General features: G+C 60.8%; 14 protein-coding genes. 10 read left to right on the top strand and 4 right to left on the bottom strand.

Translation table 11 applies throughout. From position 1 onward, the window contains the following. The first annotated feature begins 56 nt into the window (after positions 1–56). The 4 genes from HU736_RS04345 (at position 57) to HU736_RS04330 (ending at position 3,994) form a co-directional block, all read left to right on the top strand. Positions 57–1,466: a circularly permuted type 2 ATP-grasp protein gene (locus HU736_RS04345; RefSeq protein WP_186698158.1), complete on the top strand. Its 1,410-nt coding sequence runs from the start codon at positions 57–59 to the stop codon at positions 1,464–1,466. Between the two features lie 3 nt (positions 1,467–1,469). Further along, on the top strand, positions 1,470–2,420 hold the full coding sequence (locus HU736_RS04340; protein ID WP_101319263.1) for an alpha-E domain-containing protein: 951 nt from the start codon (positions 1,470–1,472) through the stop codon (positions 2,418–2,420). Beyond that, positions 2,417–3,196 carry a transglutaminase family protein gene (locus tag HU736_RS04335; RefSeq protein ID WP_103437280.1) on the top strand — a complete coding sequence of 260 codons (780 nt, stop codon included), beginning with the start codon at positions 2,417–2,419 and terminating at the stop codon, positions 3,194–3,196. Before HU736_RS04340 ends, HU736_RS04335 begins: the two co-directional genes overlap by 4 nt. Before the next feature lie 63 nt (positions 3,197–3,259). After that, entirely contained in the window at positions 3,260–3,994 is a 735-nt protein-coding gene (locus tag HU736_RS04330) for a proteasome-type protease (protein WP_186698160.1), read from the top strand. Between the two features lie 6 nt (positions 3,995–4,000). On the opposite strand, the gene HU736_RS04325 is transcribed toward HU736_RS04330, so the two are convergent. Next, positions 4,001–5,566, bottom strand: coding sequence for a PQQ-dependent sugar dehydrogenase (locus tag HU736_RS04325; protein ID WP_225912969.1), 1,566 nt, complete (start codon positions 5,564–5,566; stop codon positions 4,001–4,003). Between the two features lie 434 nt (positions 5,567–6,000). On the opposite strand from HU736_RS04325, the gene HU736_RS04320 reads away from it, so the two are divergent. The 5 genes from HU736_RS04320 (at position 6,001) to HU736_RS04300 (ending at position 12,503) form a co-directional block, all read left to right on the top strand. Beyond that, positions 6,001–7,026, top strand: a complete 1,026-nt coding sequence (locus HU736_RS04320) for an AraC family transcriptional regulator (RefSeq protein ID WP_186698165.1) — start codon at positions 6,001–6,003, stop codon at positions 7,024–7,026. Between the two features lie 326 nt (positions 7,027–7,352). Then, positions 7,353–8,699, top strand: a complete 1,347-nt coding sequence (locus HU736_RS04315) for an MFS transporter (protein ID WP_186698167.1) — start codon at positions 7,353–7,355, stop codon at positions 8,697–8,699. A 43-nt stretch (positions 8,700–8,742) separates the two neighbouring features. After that, the gene (locus tag HU736_RS04310; RefSeq protein ID WP_186698169.1) at positions 8,743–9,489 is read left to right on the top strand and encodes a nitroreductase; all 747 of its coding nucleotides are present in this window, start codon (positions 8,743–8,745) and stop codon (positions 9,487–9,489) included. Continuing rightward, entirely contained in the window at positions 9,486–11,138 is a 1,653-nt protein-coding gene (locus HU736_RS04305) for an AMP-binding protein (protein WP_186698171.1), read from the top strand. Before HU736_RS04310 ends, HU736_RS04305 begins: the two co-directional genes overlap by 4 nt. 102 nt (positions 11,139–11,240) lie before the next feature. Beyond that, positions 11,241–12,503, top strand: a complete 1,263-nt coding sequence (locus tag HU736_RS04300; protein WP_186698173.1) for an OprD family porin — start codon at positions 11,241–11,243, stop codon at positions 12,501–12,503. Here the strand turns inward: HU736_RS04300 and HU736_RS04295 are convergent. The 3 genes from HU736_RS04295 to HU736_RS04285 form a co-directional block, all read right to left on the bottom strand. Beyond that, a complete protein-coding gene (locus HU736_RS04295; RefSeq protein WP_186698175.1) occupies positions 12,493–13,164 on the bottom strand; it encodes a dTMP kinase in 672 nt (223 codons plus the stop codon). The two genes, HU736_RS04300 and HU736_RS04295, sit on opposite strands and share 11 nt — an antisense overlap. A gap of 158 nt (positions 13,165–13,322) precedes the next feature. Beyond that, complete coding sequence (aroQ, locus tag HU736_RS04290; RefSeq protein ID WP_186698178.1) at positions 13,323–13,760, bottom strand: type II 3-dehydroquinate dehydratase; 438 nt, start codon at positions 13,758–13,760, stop codon at positions 13,323–13,325. A 15-nt stretch (positions 13,761–13,775) separates the two neighbouring features. Beyond that, entirely contained in the window at positions 13,776–15,131 is a 1,356-nt protein-coding gene (locus HU736_RS04285) for an MFS transporter (protein WP_186698180.1), read from the bottom strand. Positions 15,132–15,268: 137 nt separating this feature from the next. On the opposite strand from HU736_RS04285, the gene HU736_RS04280 reads away from it, so the two are divergent. Beyond that, the gene (locus HU736_RS04280) at positions 15,269–16,156 is read left to right on the top strand and encodes a LysR family transcriptional regulator (RefSeq protein WP_186698183.1); all 888 of its coding nucleotides are present in this window, start codon (positions 15,269–15,271) and stop codon (positions 16,154–16,156) included. Positions 16,157–16,325: the final 169 nt, after the last annotated feature.

The raw sequence follows: 16,325 nt of genomic DNA, 5'->3' as shown, positions 1-16,325 counted from the left end.
GCAACGCTGATCAGGTATGCGACAACGCTGCTGACGATGCGTAGCAAGGAGTGGGTATGTCCCGGGCTTTTTTCGATGAAATGTATGAGGCAAACGGAAGTTGCCGCTCCCACTACCAGGCTTTTTCGCGCTGGTTGGCCAATACACCGCTGGAATTGCTGGAACAACGTCGACGCGAGGCCGACCTGCTGTTCCACCGCGCGGGCATCACCTTTACTCTCTATGGTGACGCGCAGGACACCGAGCGCCTGATCCCCTTCGACATTATCCCGCGCAGCATCCGCGCCAGTGAATGGCGCATTGTCGAGCGCGGCTGCATTCAGCGGGTGCAGGCGCTGAACCTGTTCCTGCACGACATCTACCACGACCAACGCATTCTCAAGGCCGGCATCATTCCGCCCGAACAGGTATTGGCCAACGAGGGCTATCAGGTCGCAATGCAGGGCTTGAACCTGCACCGTGGGCTGTACGCGCACATCGCCGGTGTCGATCTGGTGCGCGACAGCGATGGCACTTATTACGTGCTGGAAGACAACCTGCGCACCCCAAGCGGCGTCAGCTACATGCTTGAAGACCGCAAGATGATGATGCGCCTGTTCCCCGAGCTGTTCGCCGCGCAGCGCATCGCACCGATCGACCACTACCCGAACATGCTGCTGGACACACTCAAGAGCGCCAGCCCGCTGGACAACCCGACCGCCGTGGTGCTCACCCCCGGGCGCTTCAACAGTGCCTATTTCGAACATGCGTTTCTTGCCCGCGAGATGGGCGTCGAACTGGTCGAAGGCGCCGACCTGTTCGTGCGTGACGAGCATCTGTATATGCGCACCACCGCCGGGCCGCAGCGGGTCGACGTGATCTACCGACGCCTGGATGACGACTACCTCGACCCGTTGTCTTTCAACCCGGACTCGACCCTTGGCGTGCCCGGCCTGATCTCGGTGTACCGCGCCGGCAATGTGGTGCTGGCCAATGCCGTCGGCACCGGCGTGGCCGACGACAAGTCGATCTACCCCTATGTGGGCGACATGATCCGCTTCTACCTCAGCGAAGAGCCCATCCTCAAGAACGTCCCCACCTGGCAATGCCGCAAGCCTGCCGACTTGTCCCACGTGCTGGCCAACTTGCCTGAACTGGTGGTCAAAGAGACCCAGGGCTCCGGCGGTTACGGCATGTTGGTTGGGCCGGCGGCAACGGCAGCGCAGATCGAGGACTTCCGCGCGCGCATCAAAGCCCGCCCGCATGCCTACATCGCCCAGCCGACCTTGTGCCTGTCGACCTGCCCGACCTTTATCGAACAAGGCATCGCCCCGCGCCATATCGACCTGCGCCCGTTCGTTTTGTCCGGCAGTGAGACCCGCCTGGTGCCTGGCGGCCTCACCCGCGTGGCGTTGCAGGAAGGCTCGCTGGTGGTGAACTCGTCGCAGGGCGGTGGTACCAAGGACACCTGGGTGGTGGAGGACTGACCGATGCTCTCAAGAACCGCTTCCGATCTGTACTGGATGTCGCGCTACCTGGAGCGCGCCGAAAACCTCGCGCGCATGCTTGAAGTCAGCTATTCACTGTCGTTGATGCCCCAGGCCGGCCGCTCCGATGGCCACGCTGAACTGGCCATGTCGCTGCTGGCCTCGGGCACCCTCGATGACTACCTGCGCAAGCACACCGAGCTCGACTCCGAGCGCATGCTGCACTTCTTCGCCCTCGATGCGGAAAACCCCAGCAGCATCTATTGCTGCCTACAGGCAGCGCGGACCAATGCCCACGCCGTGCGCGGACGCATCACCGCTGACATGTGGGAAAACATCAACGCCACCTGGATCGAGATGCGCAACATCGCCAGCAACGGCCTCGGCCGCTATGGCATCAGCCAGTTCTGTGACTGGGTCAAGGAGCGTTCGCACCTGTTCCGCGGCGCCACCTCCGGCACCATCATGCGCAACGATGCTTACAGCTTCATCCGCCTGGGAACCTTTCTCGAGCGTGCCGACAACACCCTGCGCCTGCTCGATGCGCGTTATGAAATGTTCGGCGAAACCTCCGAAGAAGTCAGCGACGACTCGGCCCGCGGCTATTACCAGTGGAGCGCCCTGCTGCGCGCCCTGACCTCTTATGAGGCGTTCAACGAGATCTACCGTAACGCGCCCAGCGCACGGCCGGTGTCGGAGCTGTTGTTGTTGCGGGTCGACGTACCGCGCTCGCTGCATTCCTGTATCGACGAGCTAGACCAGATCCTCGCCGGCTTGCCGGGCAACACCGGTCGCGCGGCCCAGCGCATGGCCGCCGAACTCAATGCGCGCCTGCGCTACACCGGCATCGACGAAATCCTCGACGCCGGCCTGCACCTGTGGCTGACCGATTTCATCGGCCGTATCCACCAGTTGGGGCAGAGCGTGCACAATTCCTACCTGGAGGTCGTATGAAACTGTCTATCCGTCACGACACCACCTACAGCTACGCCAGCGATGTCAGCAACAGCATCCAGCTGCTGCGCCTGACCCCGCGCAGCAGCGAGCGCCAGCGTATCCTCGACTGGCAGCTGGAGCTGCCGCGCAAGGTCAACAGCCAGATCGATCCCTACGGCAACATCCTGCATGTGCTGACGCTGGACAAACCCCACGGGCACCTGGCCCTGACCGCCAGCGGCCAAGTCGAAATCGACTCCGAATGCGAGCAGGAAGCCGGCGAGCAGTCGCCCCTGCCGTTCTTGCGCACCAGCCACCTGACCCAGGCCGATGACACGCTCAAGGCCTTTGCCATTGAGCATTGCGGCGAACACCGTGACCGCGCAGCCCTGACCGCACTGATGCAGGGCCTAGCCGACCAGATGCCGTACAGCCCGGGAACAACCTCGGTAGTCACTACCGCCATCGAAGCCTTCAACGGCGGTGCCGGTGTATGCCAGGACCACACCCACGCCTTTCTCGCCTGCGCCCGCAGTTTGGGCGTTCCGGCGCGCTATGTGTCCGGCTATCTGTGCACCGAGGACGAAACCCACCTGGCCAGCCACGCCTGGGCCGAAGCCTGGATCGATGACGCCTGGTACAGCTTCGATGTGACCAACCGCATCACCCGCCCCGAGCGCCACCTGAAACTGGCAGTCGGCCTCGACTACCTGGATGCCTGCCCGGTCCGCGGTGTACGCCGCGGTGGCGGCACCGAGTCGATGCAGGCCAGCGTTCACGTCCATCGCCAGTAGCAGCAAAGCCCCGTCAGGTTCGCCAGGACGGGGCCTCTATTCCCACAGCACAAGGTAACCAGCATGACCTATTGCGTCGCCATGCACGTGGCAGACGGACTGGTGTTCATCTGCGACTCACGCACCAACGCAGGCATCGACCAGATCTCCACTTTTCGCAAGTTGTTCGTCTTCAGCGCGCCAGGTGAACGCCTGATCGTGTTGCAGACCGCAGGCAACCTGGCCACTTCGCAATCGGTGGTCAGCCTGCTCGAACAGCGTAGCCGAGGCAGCGGCACCCACATGCTGAATGTCACCTCGCTGTACGACGCCACGGTGCTGGTTGCCGATACGCTGCGCGAAGTCATGAGCCGCGACCGCAGCAAGCTGACCGCACTGATCGACCTGAGCTGCACGATCATGGTCGGCGGACAGATCGCCGGCGCCGAGATGGGCATCTATAACGTCTACGCCCAGGGAAACTTCTTCCAGGCCACCCAGGACACGCCGTTTCTGCAGCTTGGCGAGAGCAAGTACGGCCGGCCGATTCTTGATCGCAACCTGACCTACCACACCCCTTTGGACGAGGCCCTGCGCTGCGGCCTGATTTCGTTCGACTCGACCATCCGCAGCAATCTGTCAGTTGGCATGCCGCTGGATCTGCTGGTGTATGCCAAGGACAGCTTTGCCGCTAAGGCGCCGGTGCGCATCCATCAGGATGACCCGTACTACAGCCATATTCGCCGGCAATGGAGCGATGGTCTGAAGAATCTGCTGGCCGATCTGCAGCCGCCGCCGCGTGAGTTCATGGCCGATTGATCCGGCTCATGGTTCGACGATGCGCAATAGACTGGCGTCAGGCCCGTCGGTGAGGACGTAGATTGAACCGTCCGGTGCAACCTTCACATCGCGCATCCGCTCCTTCAGGTCTGCCAGCAGCAGTTGCTGCCCGACCACTTGGCGGCCGTTGCGCAATACTCGACGCACCGCCCGTTCCTTGAGCGCAGGTACCAGCAAATTGCCACGCCAGTCTGGGAACATCGTGCCGCGATAGACGGCAAGGCCGGCCGGTGCGATCGATGGTGTCCACTGCACGACTGGATCTTGATAGCCCGCCAGCTGACGTAGTGGTGTTACCTGCGCAAACGGATAGTCAACTCCGCCGGTAACGATGGGCCAGCCATAGTTGCCGCCCGGCACTATCTGATTGATCTCGTCACCACCGCGGGGGCCGTGTTCGCTGAGCAGCAACTCGCCGGTTGCAGGATCGACCGCGATGCCCTGCGGGTTGCGATGGCCCAGGCTGTAGAGCTCGGCAGCGGTGCCTGCCTGACCGATGAAGGGATTGTCCGCCGGTGGCCGGCCATCGCGGTCGAGCCTGACCACGCTGCCCAGCGAATTGCCCCGGTTTTGCGCCTCTTCGCGGCGCGTGCTGCCATCGCCTACGGTCAGCACCAGGGTCTCATCGGCGAGAAATGCCAGACGTCCGCCGTTGTTGCCAGCGCTGGGCTTGAGTGTCGATTTGAACAGCACGCGGACATCATCCAGCGCATTGCCAACCAGTCTGGCCCGCACCAGCTGTGTGCCATTGGCGCCCGCCTCGCCGTAACCCATGGTCAGGTACAGCACGCCATTGTGCTCGAACTGCGGATCCAGTACGACATCCATCAAGCCAGTAATCGATCCTTGCTGGAACAACAACGGCAGCCCATCAAGGCTTATCTGTGCAATTGAACCGTCGCCGCTCACGGCCAGCAGCCGCCCTGCCATCTCCGTCACCAATGCGCGGCCATCCGGCAGTGGTGCAACCGACCACGGCTGCTGCAACCCACTGGCCACTGTCTGCACCTTGTAGCTAGCCGCATCCACGCCAGCAGGTGGCTCGACGCTGGCAGGTGCGGTGACAAAAAACAGAAGAGTCGGAATACCTATCAGTGCGACTACGGTCAGTGGCCGGCCGCCTTCGTCAATACGCCTCGGCGAGGTCAGATGGGCATACAGCAATCCCGCGACAATCCCTGGCGAAGACATCAACACCTGGCCAAGCAGCGTTCTGCTGCCGGGTATAGGCGGCATCGGTATGACCGAGCGCATCAGCCAGAGCACCGTCCACAGCGCGCATACGCAAGCAGCAGCGAAAACCACCGCACCTGGCACGGCTGTCACCTTGCGCAATAGCCAATGCGCCAGCAACAACGCCGGGGTAAGCGTTGCCACTGCAATAGCCATCATGACCGGCGCAAAAGTCATCAAGTCCGCCAGGGTCGTGCGTATCCTTACCAGCATCGTGATCGGCGCCCCCAAGTCGATCAGCTCGCTGAGTACCACCTGCGTCTGGATGATACTGGCGAGCCCAGCCGTGATCAGGCCAGCGGCGAGTACCGCGATCATTGAGCGCGCCTGAGGCCAACCGGCGTTATAGCGCATTGAGATGGCCCCTTCGCTGAGGCAGAATTCGCACGGCACCTAGGCGCTTACAGGAGTTTTCAGTTGCCACTTCCATCAGTGGACACCCGACGTGGTTGGTTCGGCACTTGTTGCCTGCCTGAGTTGAGAACGTTATGCAGTCTGCCCTATCCGTCGAGTCGCGCGCATGCGTAAAGCAGACCGTTTATTTCAGCAGATATTCACGGTTACCGTGACCAGGCTGCGGTCGCGCTAAAGCTGAAGCACGCCCGGCGCAGCAACTACCCCCCAGGCGATAGATGCACGGATGAGATTAATACAACAATAGCGGCGTTACCCCTATGACCCTCTGGACGGTTGTCCAGCGCCGTGGCAGCTTCAGCAGTCGGTCAGCGTCAACCCTGCTCAATGGAGAACCAATGGTGCTCAACCCTGACAAAGGGACCACGTCGATAAGCCTGGTCAACGAGGCGTTATATGGCGCGATCCAGCGCGGTATCGACGTCTCGCCTGTTTTGCTCAAGGCGCGCATTGATCGCGAGTTGCTGACTGCGCCGCAGGCGCGTGTGACTGCCGCGAGCTTTTCCAGATTGTGGATCGAGCTGGCTGACCTGCTGGATGACGAGTTCTTCGCGATCGACAGTCATCCACTGCGTCGAGGTGGTTTCAAGCTGATGTGCCAGGCCACGCTTGGCTGTGAAACACTCGAGCAAGCCCTGCGCCGAATCCTGGCGTTTCTACGCGTAGTCCTCAATGACATCTACGGTGAACTGGTCTACGAGGACGACAACGCCGTGATCATCATGCATGACCATGGCGTAGAACGTCGGTTGTTCTGCTACGGCACCTGGCTGATCCTGGTGCACGGGCTGCTGTGCTGGCTGGGCAACCGGCGCATCCCGATCAAGGCCTTGACCCTGCGCCCGGCAAAGCCGGCCGACAGCAGCGACTATCGCATCCGTTTCTGCGAGAACATCGAGTTCACTGCGCCTGTTTCATCGGTGCGCATAAAGCGCAGTTATCTTGCACTCAAGGTCGTGCAGACGCCCGCGGCGCTCGCTGCGTTCATGAAAGATTCGCCTGGCAGCCTGCTGGTCCAGTATCGTAACGAGGCAAGTCTCAGCAGCAGGATTCGCCAACGGCTGAGAACACTCAGCCCTGAAGATTGGCCGGAACTCGACAGCCTCGCGCAGTTGCTGGGCATGTCCTCCTCGACCTTCCAGCGCCGTATGCAGGCCGAAGGGCTCAGCTACCAACGCTTGAAAGACAACCTGCGCCGCGACATGGCGATCGACCTGCTCAGCCGGGCCGACCTGACGGTGAGCGAAGTTGCGGCGCAGACGGGCTTTCAGGAAACCAGTGCATTTCACCGGGCCTTCAAGAAATGGACAGGGGTCAGCCCTGGCGCCTATCGCCGTTCCAGCCTGGAACCTGCCGACGGCTGAACCGCACGGCTCAGCTACCTCCCCTGCCACAGCCTGCCCACACCGACCTCTGCGCTGAGGCGCGGCGCCTGAGGGCGCCCTTGCCAAAAGCCGGCCTGCAAAATCCTCTGAACCCTCGCTGAAGACTGCCCAGAACGGTCACTCACAACGACGTCTGCGGGCATGGGCCAGCATCACAGGTGCACCTACGATAGCGACTCAGGCAGACCGTGCTGGACGGCGCAGCCAATGCCGGCCCGGTGCCCGCTGGCGCGCAGTGACCAGCGCCGCTGTCGCCCTGAACGATGTGCACTTCACATACAAAAACAAGATGGAAGGAGACACAAATGCAGACAGTTAACATGTATGCGCTGGCCAGCGCTTCGAAATTCAATCGGTTTCACCGGCTGATACTGTTTTGGTGCGTACTGATTCTGATAATCGATGGCTACGACCTCGCCATCGTCGGCGCCGCGCTGCCAGCGATCATGCAGGACATGCAGATCGACCCCACCAGTGCCGGCGTCATGGCCGGCTCCGCGCTGTTCGGCACCATGCTCGGGGCGATCTTCCTCGGCACCCTGGCCGATCGCATCGGCCGTCCGAAAATGATCGCGATCTGTGTCGCGTTGTTCAGCCTGTTCACCGCCGGTGCGGGCTTCACCAGCGACCCGGTCAGTTTCAGCATCATGCGCTTCATCGCTGGCCTGGGGATCGGTGGGGTGCTACCAGTCTGCACCGCACAAATGGGCGAATTCGCCCCTCTGAAGCTGCGTACTCGCCTGGTCACGCTGGTGTTCGCAGGGTACTCGGTGGGCGGCATCCTGGTTGCGGTCACCTCCAAGCAACTGATCGAGAGCCACGGCTGGCAGTGGGTATTCTACGTCGCCGCACTGCCGGTCCTGTTGATCCCGTTCATCCTCAAGACCATGCCGGACTCCATCGGTTACATGCTCAAAGAAGGTCGCCAGGATCAACTGCGCGAGATTGCGCTGCGCATCGATCCAGGCTTGCAGATCACCAACCAGACGCAGATGACCGGCAATCCGGCGGTGCTGGGCAAACAGGACGCTCCGGTGCGCAACCTGTTCAAGGACGGGCGTGGCTTCAGCACAGTGATGATCTGGGCAGCGTTCATGACCGGCTTGTTCATGGTCTACGCGCTCAACTCCTGGTTGACCAAGCTGATGGCCATGGCTGGCTTCAGCCTGGGCTCGGCGCTCAATTTCGTCATCGTGTTCAACGTCGGTGCCATCGCCGGGGCGCTGGGCGGCGGCTGGCTCAGCGACAAGTTCAACATCAAGTATGTGCTGGTCAGCTTCTACATTGTCGGCGCCATCGCCCTGACACTGATGGGCTTCACCCGCTCGGTTTCCCTCCTCTACGCCGTGGTCTTCATCGTTGGCGCCTCGACGCTGGGTACCCAGTTGCTGGCCTATGCCTATGCCGGTGACTTCTATCCATCGACCATCCGCTCGGCTGGGGTCGGCTTTGCATCAGGCGTGGGCCGCATCGGTGCGATCGTTGCGCCAGTCCTGATTGGCTGGCTGGTGTCGCTGAGCTTGCCACTTGAACACAACTTCATGGCTATCAGCCTGGCCGGGCTGTTGGGTGCGTTGGCGGTGACCTTGATCAACCAGTCTCACGCCGACTCCACGCACGCAAAGAAAGCGCCTGCACTTTCCGCCGAATGAAGCTGCAAGAGCCACCCGATAGCCTTTCAAGAGCCTGTACACAATGAACACGAATCGCTTGTCGCTGCCCATGCTTGCATCAGAAATCCTCAGCAACACGGTCGACTGGGCGATCACCTCGAGGCGAAGCATCCGCGCGTTTCTGCCTGACGAGGTCGCCCAGGGAGATGTCGAGGCAATCCTCAATGTCGCCCGCTTCTGTGCCACCGGCGTGAACATGCAGCCGTGGCGGGTACATGTGGTGACCGGGGAAATCAAGCAGCGCCTTTCCCAGGCTATCGCGGCGATCGATGACGATCCGGCAATCAGCGCGAGCTTGCAGGACAGCTACGAATACTACCCCCGTGAGTGGACAACGCCCTACATCGATCGCCGCCGGCAAGTGGGCTGGGAGCTCTACGGCCTGCTGGGCATCAGCAAAGGCGAGAAACAACGCATGCATCAGCAGCACGGCCGCAATTATCGCTTCTTCGATGCGCCGGTGGGTTTGCTGTTCACCATTGACCGGGTGCTGCAGGAGGGCAGCCTGCTTGATTACGGCATGTTCCTGCAGAGCGTGATGATCGCAGCCCGCGGCCGCGGCCTGGATACCTGCCCCCAAGCAGCGTTCCTCAAGTACCACGAGGTCATTGCAGAAGTGCTCGGTATCCCCGCAGAGCAAATGCTGGTGTGTGGCATGAGCCTCGGCTATGCCGATGAAAGCTGCGTCGAAAACAGTCTGGTCACCGACCGCGAACCGGTTAGCGCCTTCACCACGTTTCATAACAACAACAAGGAGACAAGCCGATGACTTCTGACGCCTATGAAAGCGGCCTGGAGCGCACGCCCGCAAACCATTTGCCACTTACCCCGCTAGGGTTCCTCGATCGTGCTGCGCTGGTTCATCCGCAGCGCGTGGCTGTCGTCCACGGCGACCTGCAGCGCTCCTGGCAGGAGACCCGAGACCGCTGCTATCGACTTGCCAGTGCGCTGTCGCAGCGCGGGCTGGGCCGTGGCGATACGGTCTCGATCATCTCGCCCAATACCCCGGCGATGCTCGAAGCCCACTTCGCTGTGCCACTGGCTGGCGCGGTATTGAACAGCATCAATTATCGCCTGGACGCCGAGGGCATTGCGTTCATCCTCAGGCATGGCGACTGCAAGCTGGTGCTGGTTGATCGCGAATATGCGCAGCTTGCTGCTGCCGCGCTGGAGCTGCTCGAACAGCGCCCGCTGGTGATCGACATCAATGATCACCAGGCCGCGCTCGGGCCGGCGATCGGCTGCTGTGATTACGAGACGTTGATGGCCCAGGGCGAGCCTGACTTCGCTGGGGTCTGGCCCGAAGATGAGTGGCAACCGATTGCGCTAAATTACACTTCGGGAACCACCGGAGATCCCAAGGGCGTGGTGATCAGTCACCGCAGCACCTACCTGATGAGCCTGCTGCAGATGACCAACTGGCCGCTCCCGCGTGCGCCTCGCTATCTGTGGACACTGCCAATGTTCCATGCCAATGGCTGGTGTTTCACCTGGGCCATCACCGCTGCTGCGGGGACTCACGTGTGCCTGCGCAAAGTCTCGGCAGAGACTGTCTTTGACGCTGTCGATAATCACGCCATTGACCACTTCTGTGCGGCGCCGATCGTGCTGGCGATGATCGCCAGCGCCACCCACCGGCCGCCGTTGGACAAGCCTGTGCGGGTACTCACAGCAGGTTCGCCACCGCCGGCCGCTGTGCTCAAAGCAGTAACGGCACTCGGCTTTGAGGTGGATCATGTCTATGGCATCACCGAAGTCTGCGGCACGCCGCTCAGCTGCGTCTGGCAGGAACAGTGGAACGGTCTGCCAGACAACGAACAATCTGCACTGAGGGTGCGTCAGGGCGCACGGGCGGCTGCGTTCGAGGACCTTATGGTGGCAGACCCGGAAACCCTCCAGCCGGTACCGCGTGATGGATTGACCAGCGGCGAACTGCTGCTGCGCGGCAATACCAACATGATGGGCTACTTCAAGAACCCGGCCGCTACCCAAAAAGCGTTTGCTAGCGGCTGGTTCCACACCGGAGACGTGGCGGTGATGCATGAAAATGGCTACATCCAGATCACCGACCGCTGCAAGGATGTGATCATTTCGGGTGGCGAGAACATCTCGTCTATCGAGATCGAGGAAGCACTGCATAGCCATCCAGCCGTCCTGCATGCAGCTGTTGTCGCGCAAGCGGATGATAAATGGGGCGAAGTGCCCTGCGCGTTCATTGAGCTGAAACCTGGCACGGCCGCGCCCACTGAAGAAGCGCTCATAGCGTACTGCATGACGCGACTGGCCAGGTACAAATGCCCGCGGCGCATCATCTTCGAAGAACTGCCAAAAACCGCCACCGGCAAAATTCAGAAGTTCGTCCTGCGCGAACGTGCCGGTAGCCGCGAAGCCATTGTGCGGCTTGCCTCCAGCTGCTGATCAACTGCGCGACACCCCCAGCGTCATACACACGTTCAATTCATTGCCGCCCTCCCCGGGCGGCACGTTGCCACGCACACAATAAAAACAAAGGTGCCTGTCATGCTCAAAGCCACAACCCAACTAAGCATAGCCCTGGCGGTTTCACTGCCAACCCCATTTGCCTCAGCCGACTTCTTCAAGGATGGCAAGGGCAGTCTGGAGCTACGTAACTTTTACTACAATCGCGACTTTCGCAATGACGGCGCGGCTCAGTCCAAGCGAGATGAGTGGGGGCAAGGCTTTATCCTCAGTCTGCAATCGGGCTTCACCCAGGGAACAGTAGGCTTCGGGATGGACGCTCTGGGTTTGCTTGGGGTCAAGCTGGACTCGAGCCCGGATCGCACCGGTTCGGGGATCCTCGCTTTTGACTCGCAACGCAACGTGCAGGACGAATACGGCAAGATCACCCTCACTGCCAAAGCGCGGCTGGCCAAAACAGAGCTGCGCGTCGGCGGCATCAGCCCACTGATGCCTTTGTTGTGGAGCAACAACAGCCGGCTGCTGCCACAAGTGTTCAGGGGTGGCTCGCTGGTTTCCACCGACCTTGAGCCGGTAACCGTGTCTGCCTACCGCATCAACGCAGTCAAGCAACGCAACTCCACCGATTTCGAATCGCTCAGCGCGTTCGGTTACCGACCGGTCATGGCCGATCACTTCAACTACCTCGCACTGGACTACAAGGTCTTGCCAAGCCTGACCCTCAGTTACCATGTCGCCGAGCTGGAAGACCTGTATCGGAGCCAGTACTTTGGCTTGAAGCTCAACCAGCCGCTGTCGAGCGGCGCGCTCATCAGCGACATCCGCTATTTCGCTGCCAAAGACAGCGGTGATCAGGCCTTGGGCAATGTCGACAACCGCACGCTCAGCAGCTATTTCGCCTACAGTCTCGGCGGCCACACCTTGGGCGGCGGTTTTCAGCGAGCCTGGGGGGACACGTCCTTTGCGATGGTCAATGGCGCCGACACCTATCTGTTTGCCGAGTCGCTGGTCAGCACGTTCACGGCGGCGCAAGAGCAAGTCTGGTTCGCCCGCTATGACTACAACTTCGTGGCCCTGGGCATCCCCGGCCTGACACTTGGCCTGAAATACGCCAAAGGCGAAGAGGTAGACCCCACGTTGCTCACCACGCGTCAGGCTGCCGCACTGCGCGCTGAAGGCGCTGACGGCAAGGAGTGGGAGCGCATGACCGACCTCACCTACGTGGTACAGAGCGGCCCGATCAAAGGCGTTTCGCTGCAATGGCGCGACTCCACCAACCGCTCCACCTACGCCGACAGTGCCAACGAAAACCGCTTCATCGTGCGTTATACATTCAACTACTAGCGTTGACGTCAACCACGATGCTGCGGATAGCAGCAACCACCTGCATCGTCGCCTCCTCGACGGTTGCCTCGTTACGGCACAACACCCAGCCGTGCTCGGCAATCGCTTGCTCAAATGCTTCGCTGGAGGCGACATGCTCTTGCAGCGTGTGCATTACGGTACTGTTCAGCCCGCGCGAGCGTGCCGCTGCTCTGGCCCATGAAATGTGCGGGGCGGTGACGACGCCAACGTGCAGGTCAGGCACCTGCACGTCACGTTCAAGGTTCAGCTGAAGGATCTGCGCAAACGGCACCAGACGGCGAAAGGCAGCATCGGAGGGATACCAGCGGTCGATCAGGACAATGCTGTCGGCGGGCTGCTTGGGCAGGACGTGCTGTGAGATCCAGGCGCGGCTGTCTGCCAGGCGTAGGCAGATTTGCAACTCAAGGTCCGCACAAGGCGTTCGCGCCACCTGGTTGACCAGCGCCATGGTCTGGCCGCGAAACGGATCACTTTTTTTCTCGCACAGGCGGATGACTTTGTTGCCCTCTACGCGCAACGCCTGAGTCACGGTTTCCAGAAGCGTGGTTTTACCCGTGCCTTTGGGGCCATCGAAGGCAATGAACAACGGACGACTTACCGGGCCTGCGCTAAGCAAGATCACTACCTTCAATGCGCTCATATCGAGCCGCATTCTACCCTGCTTGGTGAGTGCGGGTGGGAAGTGCTTTGGCCTTAAGCTAGCGCCTCATGGTCATTGTTAATTCTTCTGAATTGATGTCGGCTGGCAAAACTGGGGCTGCGCAGCAGTCCCTAAAGAGCCAAGTGCCGACCTTGACCTCAGCCCAGCCGACGGGCTATCGCTCGCAGCGCCAGTTGATACCCTTCAACCCCAAGACCTGCTATCACGCCATTGGCCACCGTCGAGGTAATCGAATGGCGATGCAGTTCATCGCGTGCATGGATGTTGGAAATATGCACCTCCAGCAACGGCGCCTTGATCAACTTCATCGCATCCAGCACCGGGATGGAATGGAACGAAAAGCCTGCGGGGTTGATGATCACTGCCGCCTCGCGCTCGAAGGCTTCCTGCAACCAGTCAACCATGATCCCTTCATGATTGGTCTGGCGAAACTCACAGGACAGGTCCAGTTTGTTGGCCAGTTGCGCGCAATCGTGCTGCACCTCGGCCAGAGTCGTCGTGCCGTAGATTTCGGGTTCGCGGCGGCCCAGCATGTTCAGGTTGGGGCCGTTGAGGATAAAGACTGAACGATTCATGGTCGGACTCTGCATTTATTTGAGGTACTGGGGTGACGCGGCGGCCTGCACAGTGGCGTCGCCGTCGGCTTGGTCGAGATCGATGCCGCGGGTTTCCGGGCCGATCAGAATCATCGCCAGCGAGACCAGATTGATCGCGGCGCAGATAGCCACCAGCAGCCAGGGTGAATTGCCGGTCTGGCTCATCAGCCACACGGCGAGGATAGGCATCGGCCCGCCGATCAGCAGGTTGGCACCCGTGTAGGCCAGGGCCGAACCGCTGTAACGCACGTTGGTCGGGAACGCTTCGGCAAAGGCGACGGGCTGGATGCCACTCTGGAACTGGGTGAAACCGAGGAACAGCCCCATCGCCGCCATGATCATTGCCGGTTGCTGGGTATTGAGCATCGGGAAGTAGACCATCAGGATCGCCAGGGTCATGCAGGAGCCAAACGCCAAGGCCTTCTTGCGCCCCCAACGATCGCTCAGGTAGCCGCCGGCCAGCGCACCGAAGATGGCGCAGACGTTGGCCACCATCAGTGACATGAAGCCCATGGACTGGCTCATGCCGAGGTTTTTGACCAGGTAGCTCAGGCTGAAGATGACGATCAGGTAGAACAACGCCGCCGGCGAGCAGAAGAACAGCATCAAGCGCAGAATGGTCCGTGAGTGGGTCTTCAGGACATCTTTCAGCGGGCTGCCCGCATGGGGCGTTTGGGTCTTTTGCAGGGCAACGAAGGCAGGTGTTTCACTGACCTTGAGCCGGATGAAGATGGCGACCACCACCAGCACGAAACTCATCAGGAAGGGTATCCGCCAACCGAACGACTCGAACTGTTCGGTACTGAGCAACGCGGCCAGGCCAAGCAATGCGCCGTTGGCAAGTATCTGACTGAGTGGCGAGCACAAGCCGAGTAGCCCTGAATAGAACCCGCGCCGATCCGAGCGTGCATGTTCCAGAGCCATCAGCTGCGCGCCAGTCGACTCGCCGCCCAGCGCGAAGCCCTGGATGATGCGCAGGATTACCAACATGATCGGCGCCCAGATCCCCACCTGCGCGTAGGTCGGTAGCAGCCCCATCAGCACCGAGGCCAGGCCCATCAAGCTGACGGTCGCGAGCATCAGGTTGCGCCGGCCGAGTTTGTCACCCAGATAGCCGCAGGTGATCGCGCCCAGTGGCCGCGCCGCCAGCCCGACGCCAAAGGTCGCCAACGAGGCGAGCAAGCCGGAGGTAGGCTCCATGGCCGGGAAGAACAGCTTGGGCAGGACCGTTGCAGCTACCGCGCCGTAAAGGGTGAAGTCGAACCACTCCAGCGCGGTACCGATGGTGGCGGCGGTGACCGCCTTTCTGGACATCTGACTGTCTGCAGCAGAGGCATCTGTCGTTTTCATGAGTGTCTCAATCATTATTGTTATCGAGCGCCCGTAGCGGACGGTTGTGCATCTGAGTCGACTCTAGGCGCTTTTACCTGCAAGATAATTATCGAAAACCGGATAAACTCATAAGCTAGCCTTATACAGGTCGAATCATGGAGCTACGTCATCTGCGCGCGTTCGTCTGCGCCGCCGAGTTTCAGCACTTCAGCAAGGCCGCCGAGCACTTGCAGGTTGCCCAACCTGCCTTGAGTCAGCTGATCAAGACGCTGGAGAGCGAGCTGGCCGTCACGCTGTTTCGCCGGGCCAATCGCGGCGTCGAACTGACCGCCGCTGGCGCGGCGTTTCTACCGCATGCGCGGGATGCCCTGCATTCCAGTGAGCTGGCCGTGGCCGCCGCCAAGCGCGCTCGGCGCGGAGAGATCGGTGAAATTACCATCGGCTACCACTCGGCACTGCTCGAGGCCAATCTGCCCCAGTTGATTCGGCACTATTTCAGCAGCTATCCGGAAGTCAAGGTGACCCTGCTCGATGCGCGCATTCAGGCTCAGTTCGACAAACTGCTGGAAGGCACGCTCGACATCGGCTTCGCCCGGATCTTCAAGGACCATTTGCCCGCCCGCCTGCGCACCCACTGCTTCAGTACATCCAGGCTGGTCCTGCTGATGCCTGACAACCATCCCCTGGCAGATACATTCAACGGCGATCTGGCGAGCCTGCGCCAAGAGAAGTTCATCTTCCTCGAGGACCCGCTCGGCATCGGCCTGACCTCACACATACTGCAGCTGTGTCGGCAGTATCAGTTGCACCCTGCCAACGTCATGCAAGTGCCTTCGTTGATGAGCATTCCTGGCCTGATTGCAGCAGGTATCGGCATCAGCATTCTCCCGCAAACCCTCACCCAACTGAGCATGCCGGGCATCCGTACGCTCGAACTCGAGCAGGCCGACATGCACAGCGAGCTGTCGTTGATCACCCGCGTGGACGAGCGCTCACGGGCAGTCATGCATTTTCTGGAAGAGGCGCAAAGTTGGTTGAGATGAGCTTTTTCAATGCGGAGTACATCTGTACTCCTCAGGCATTTTCAGCATCGCCTGGCCAAGCGATGAACCGCCTCGACGGAGCGTGTTCACATCCATAAACTGCACAGTTAAACGTTTCAGCGTATTTCAACAAGGATCCCGATGTCAGTTCACCAAGCCCCTTCCCCAA

Source organism: Pseudomonas shirazensis (genome assembly GCF_014268785.2).
Lineage (GTDB): Bacteria > Pseudomonadota > Gammaproteobacteria > Pseudomonadales > Pseudomonadaceae > Aquipseudomonas > Aquipseudomonas shirazensis.
This window is presented reverse-complemented; position numbering and strand designations above follow the sequence as displayed.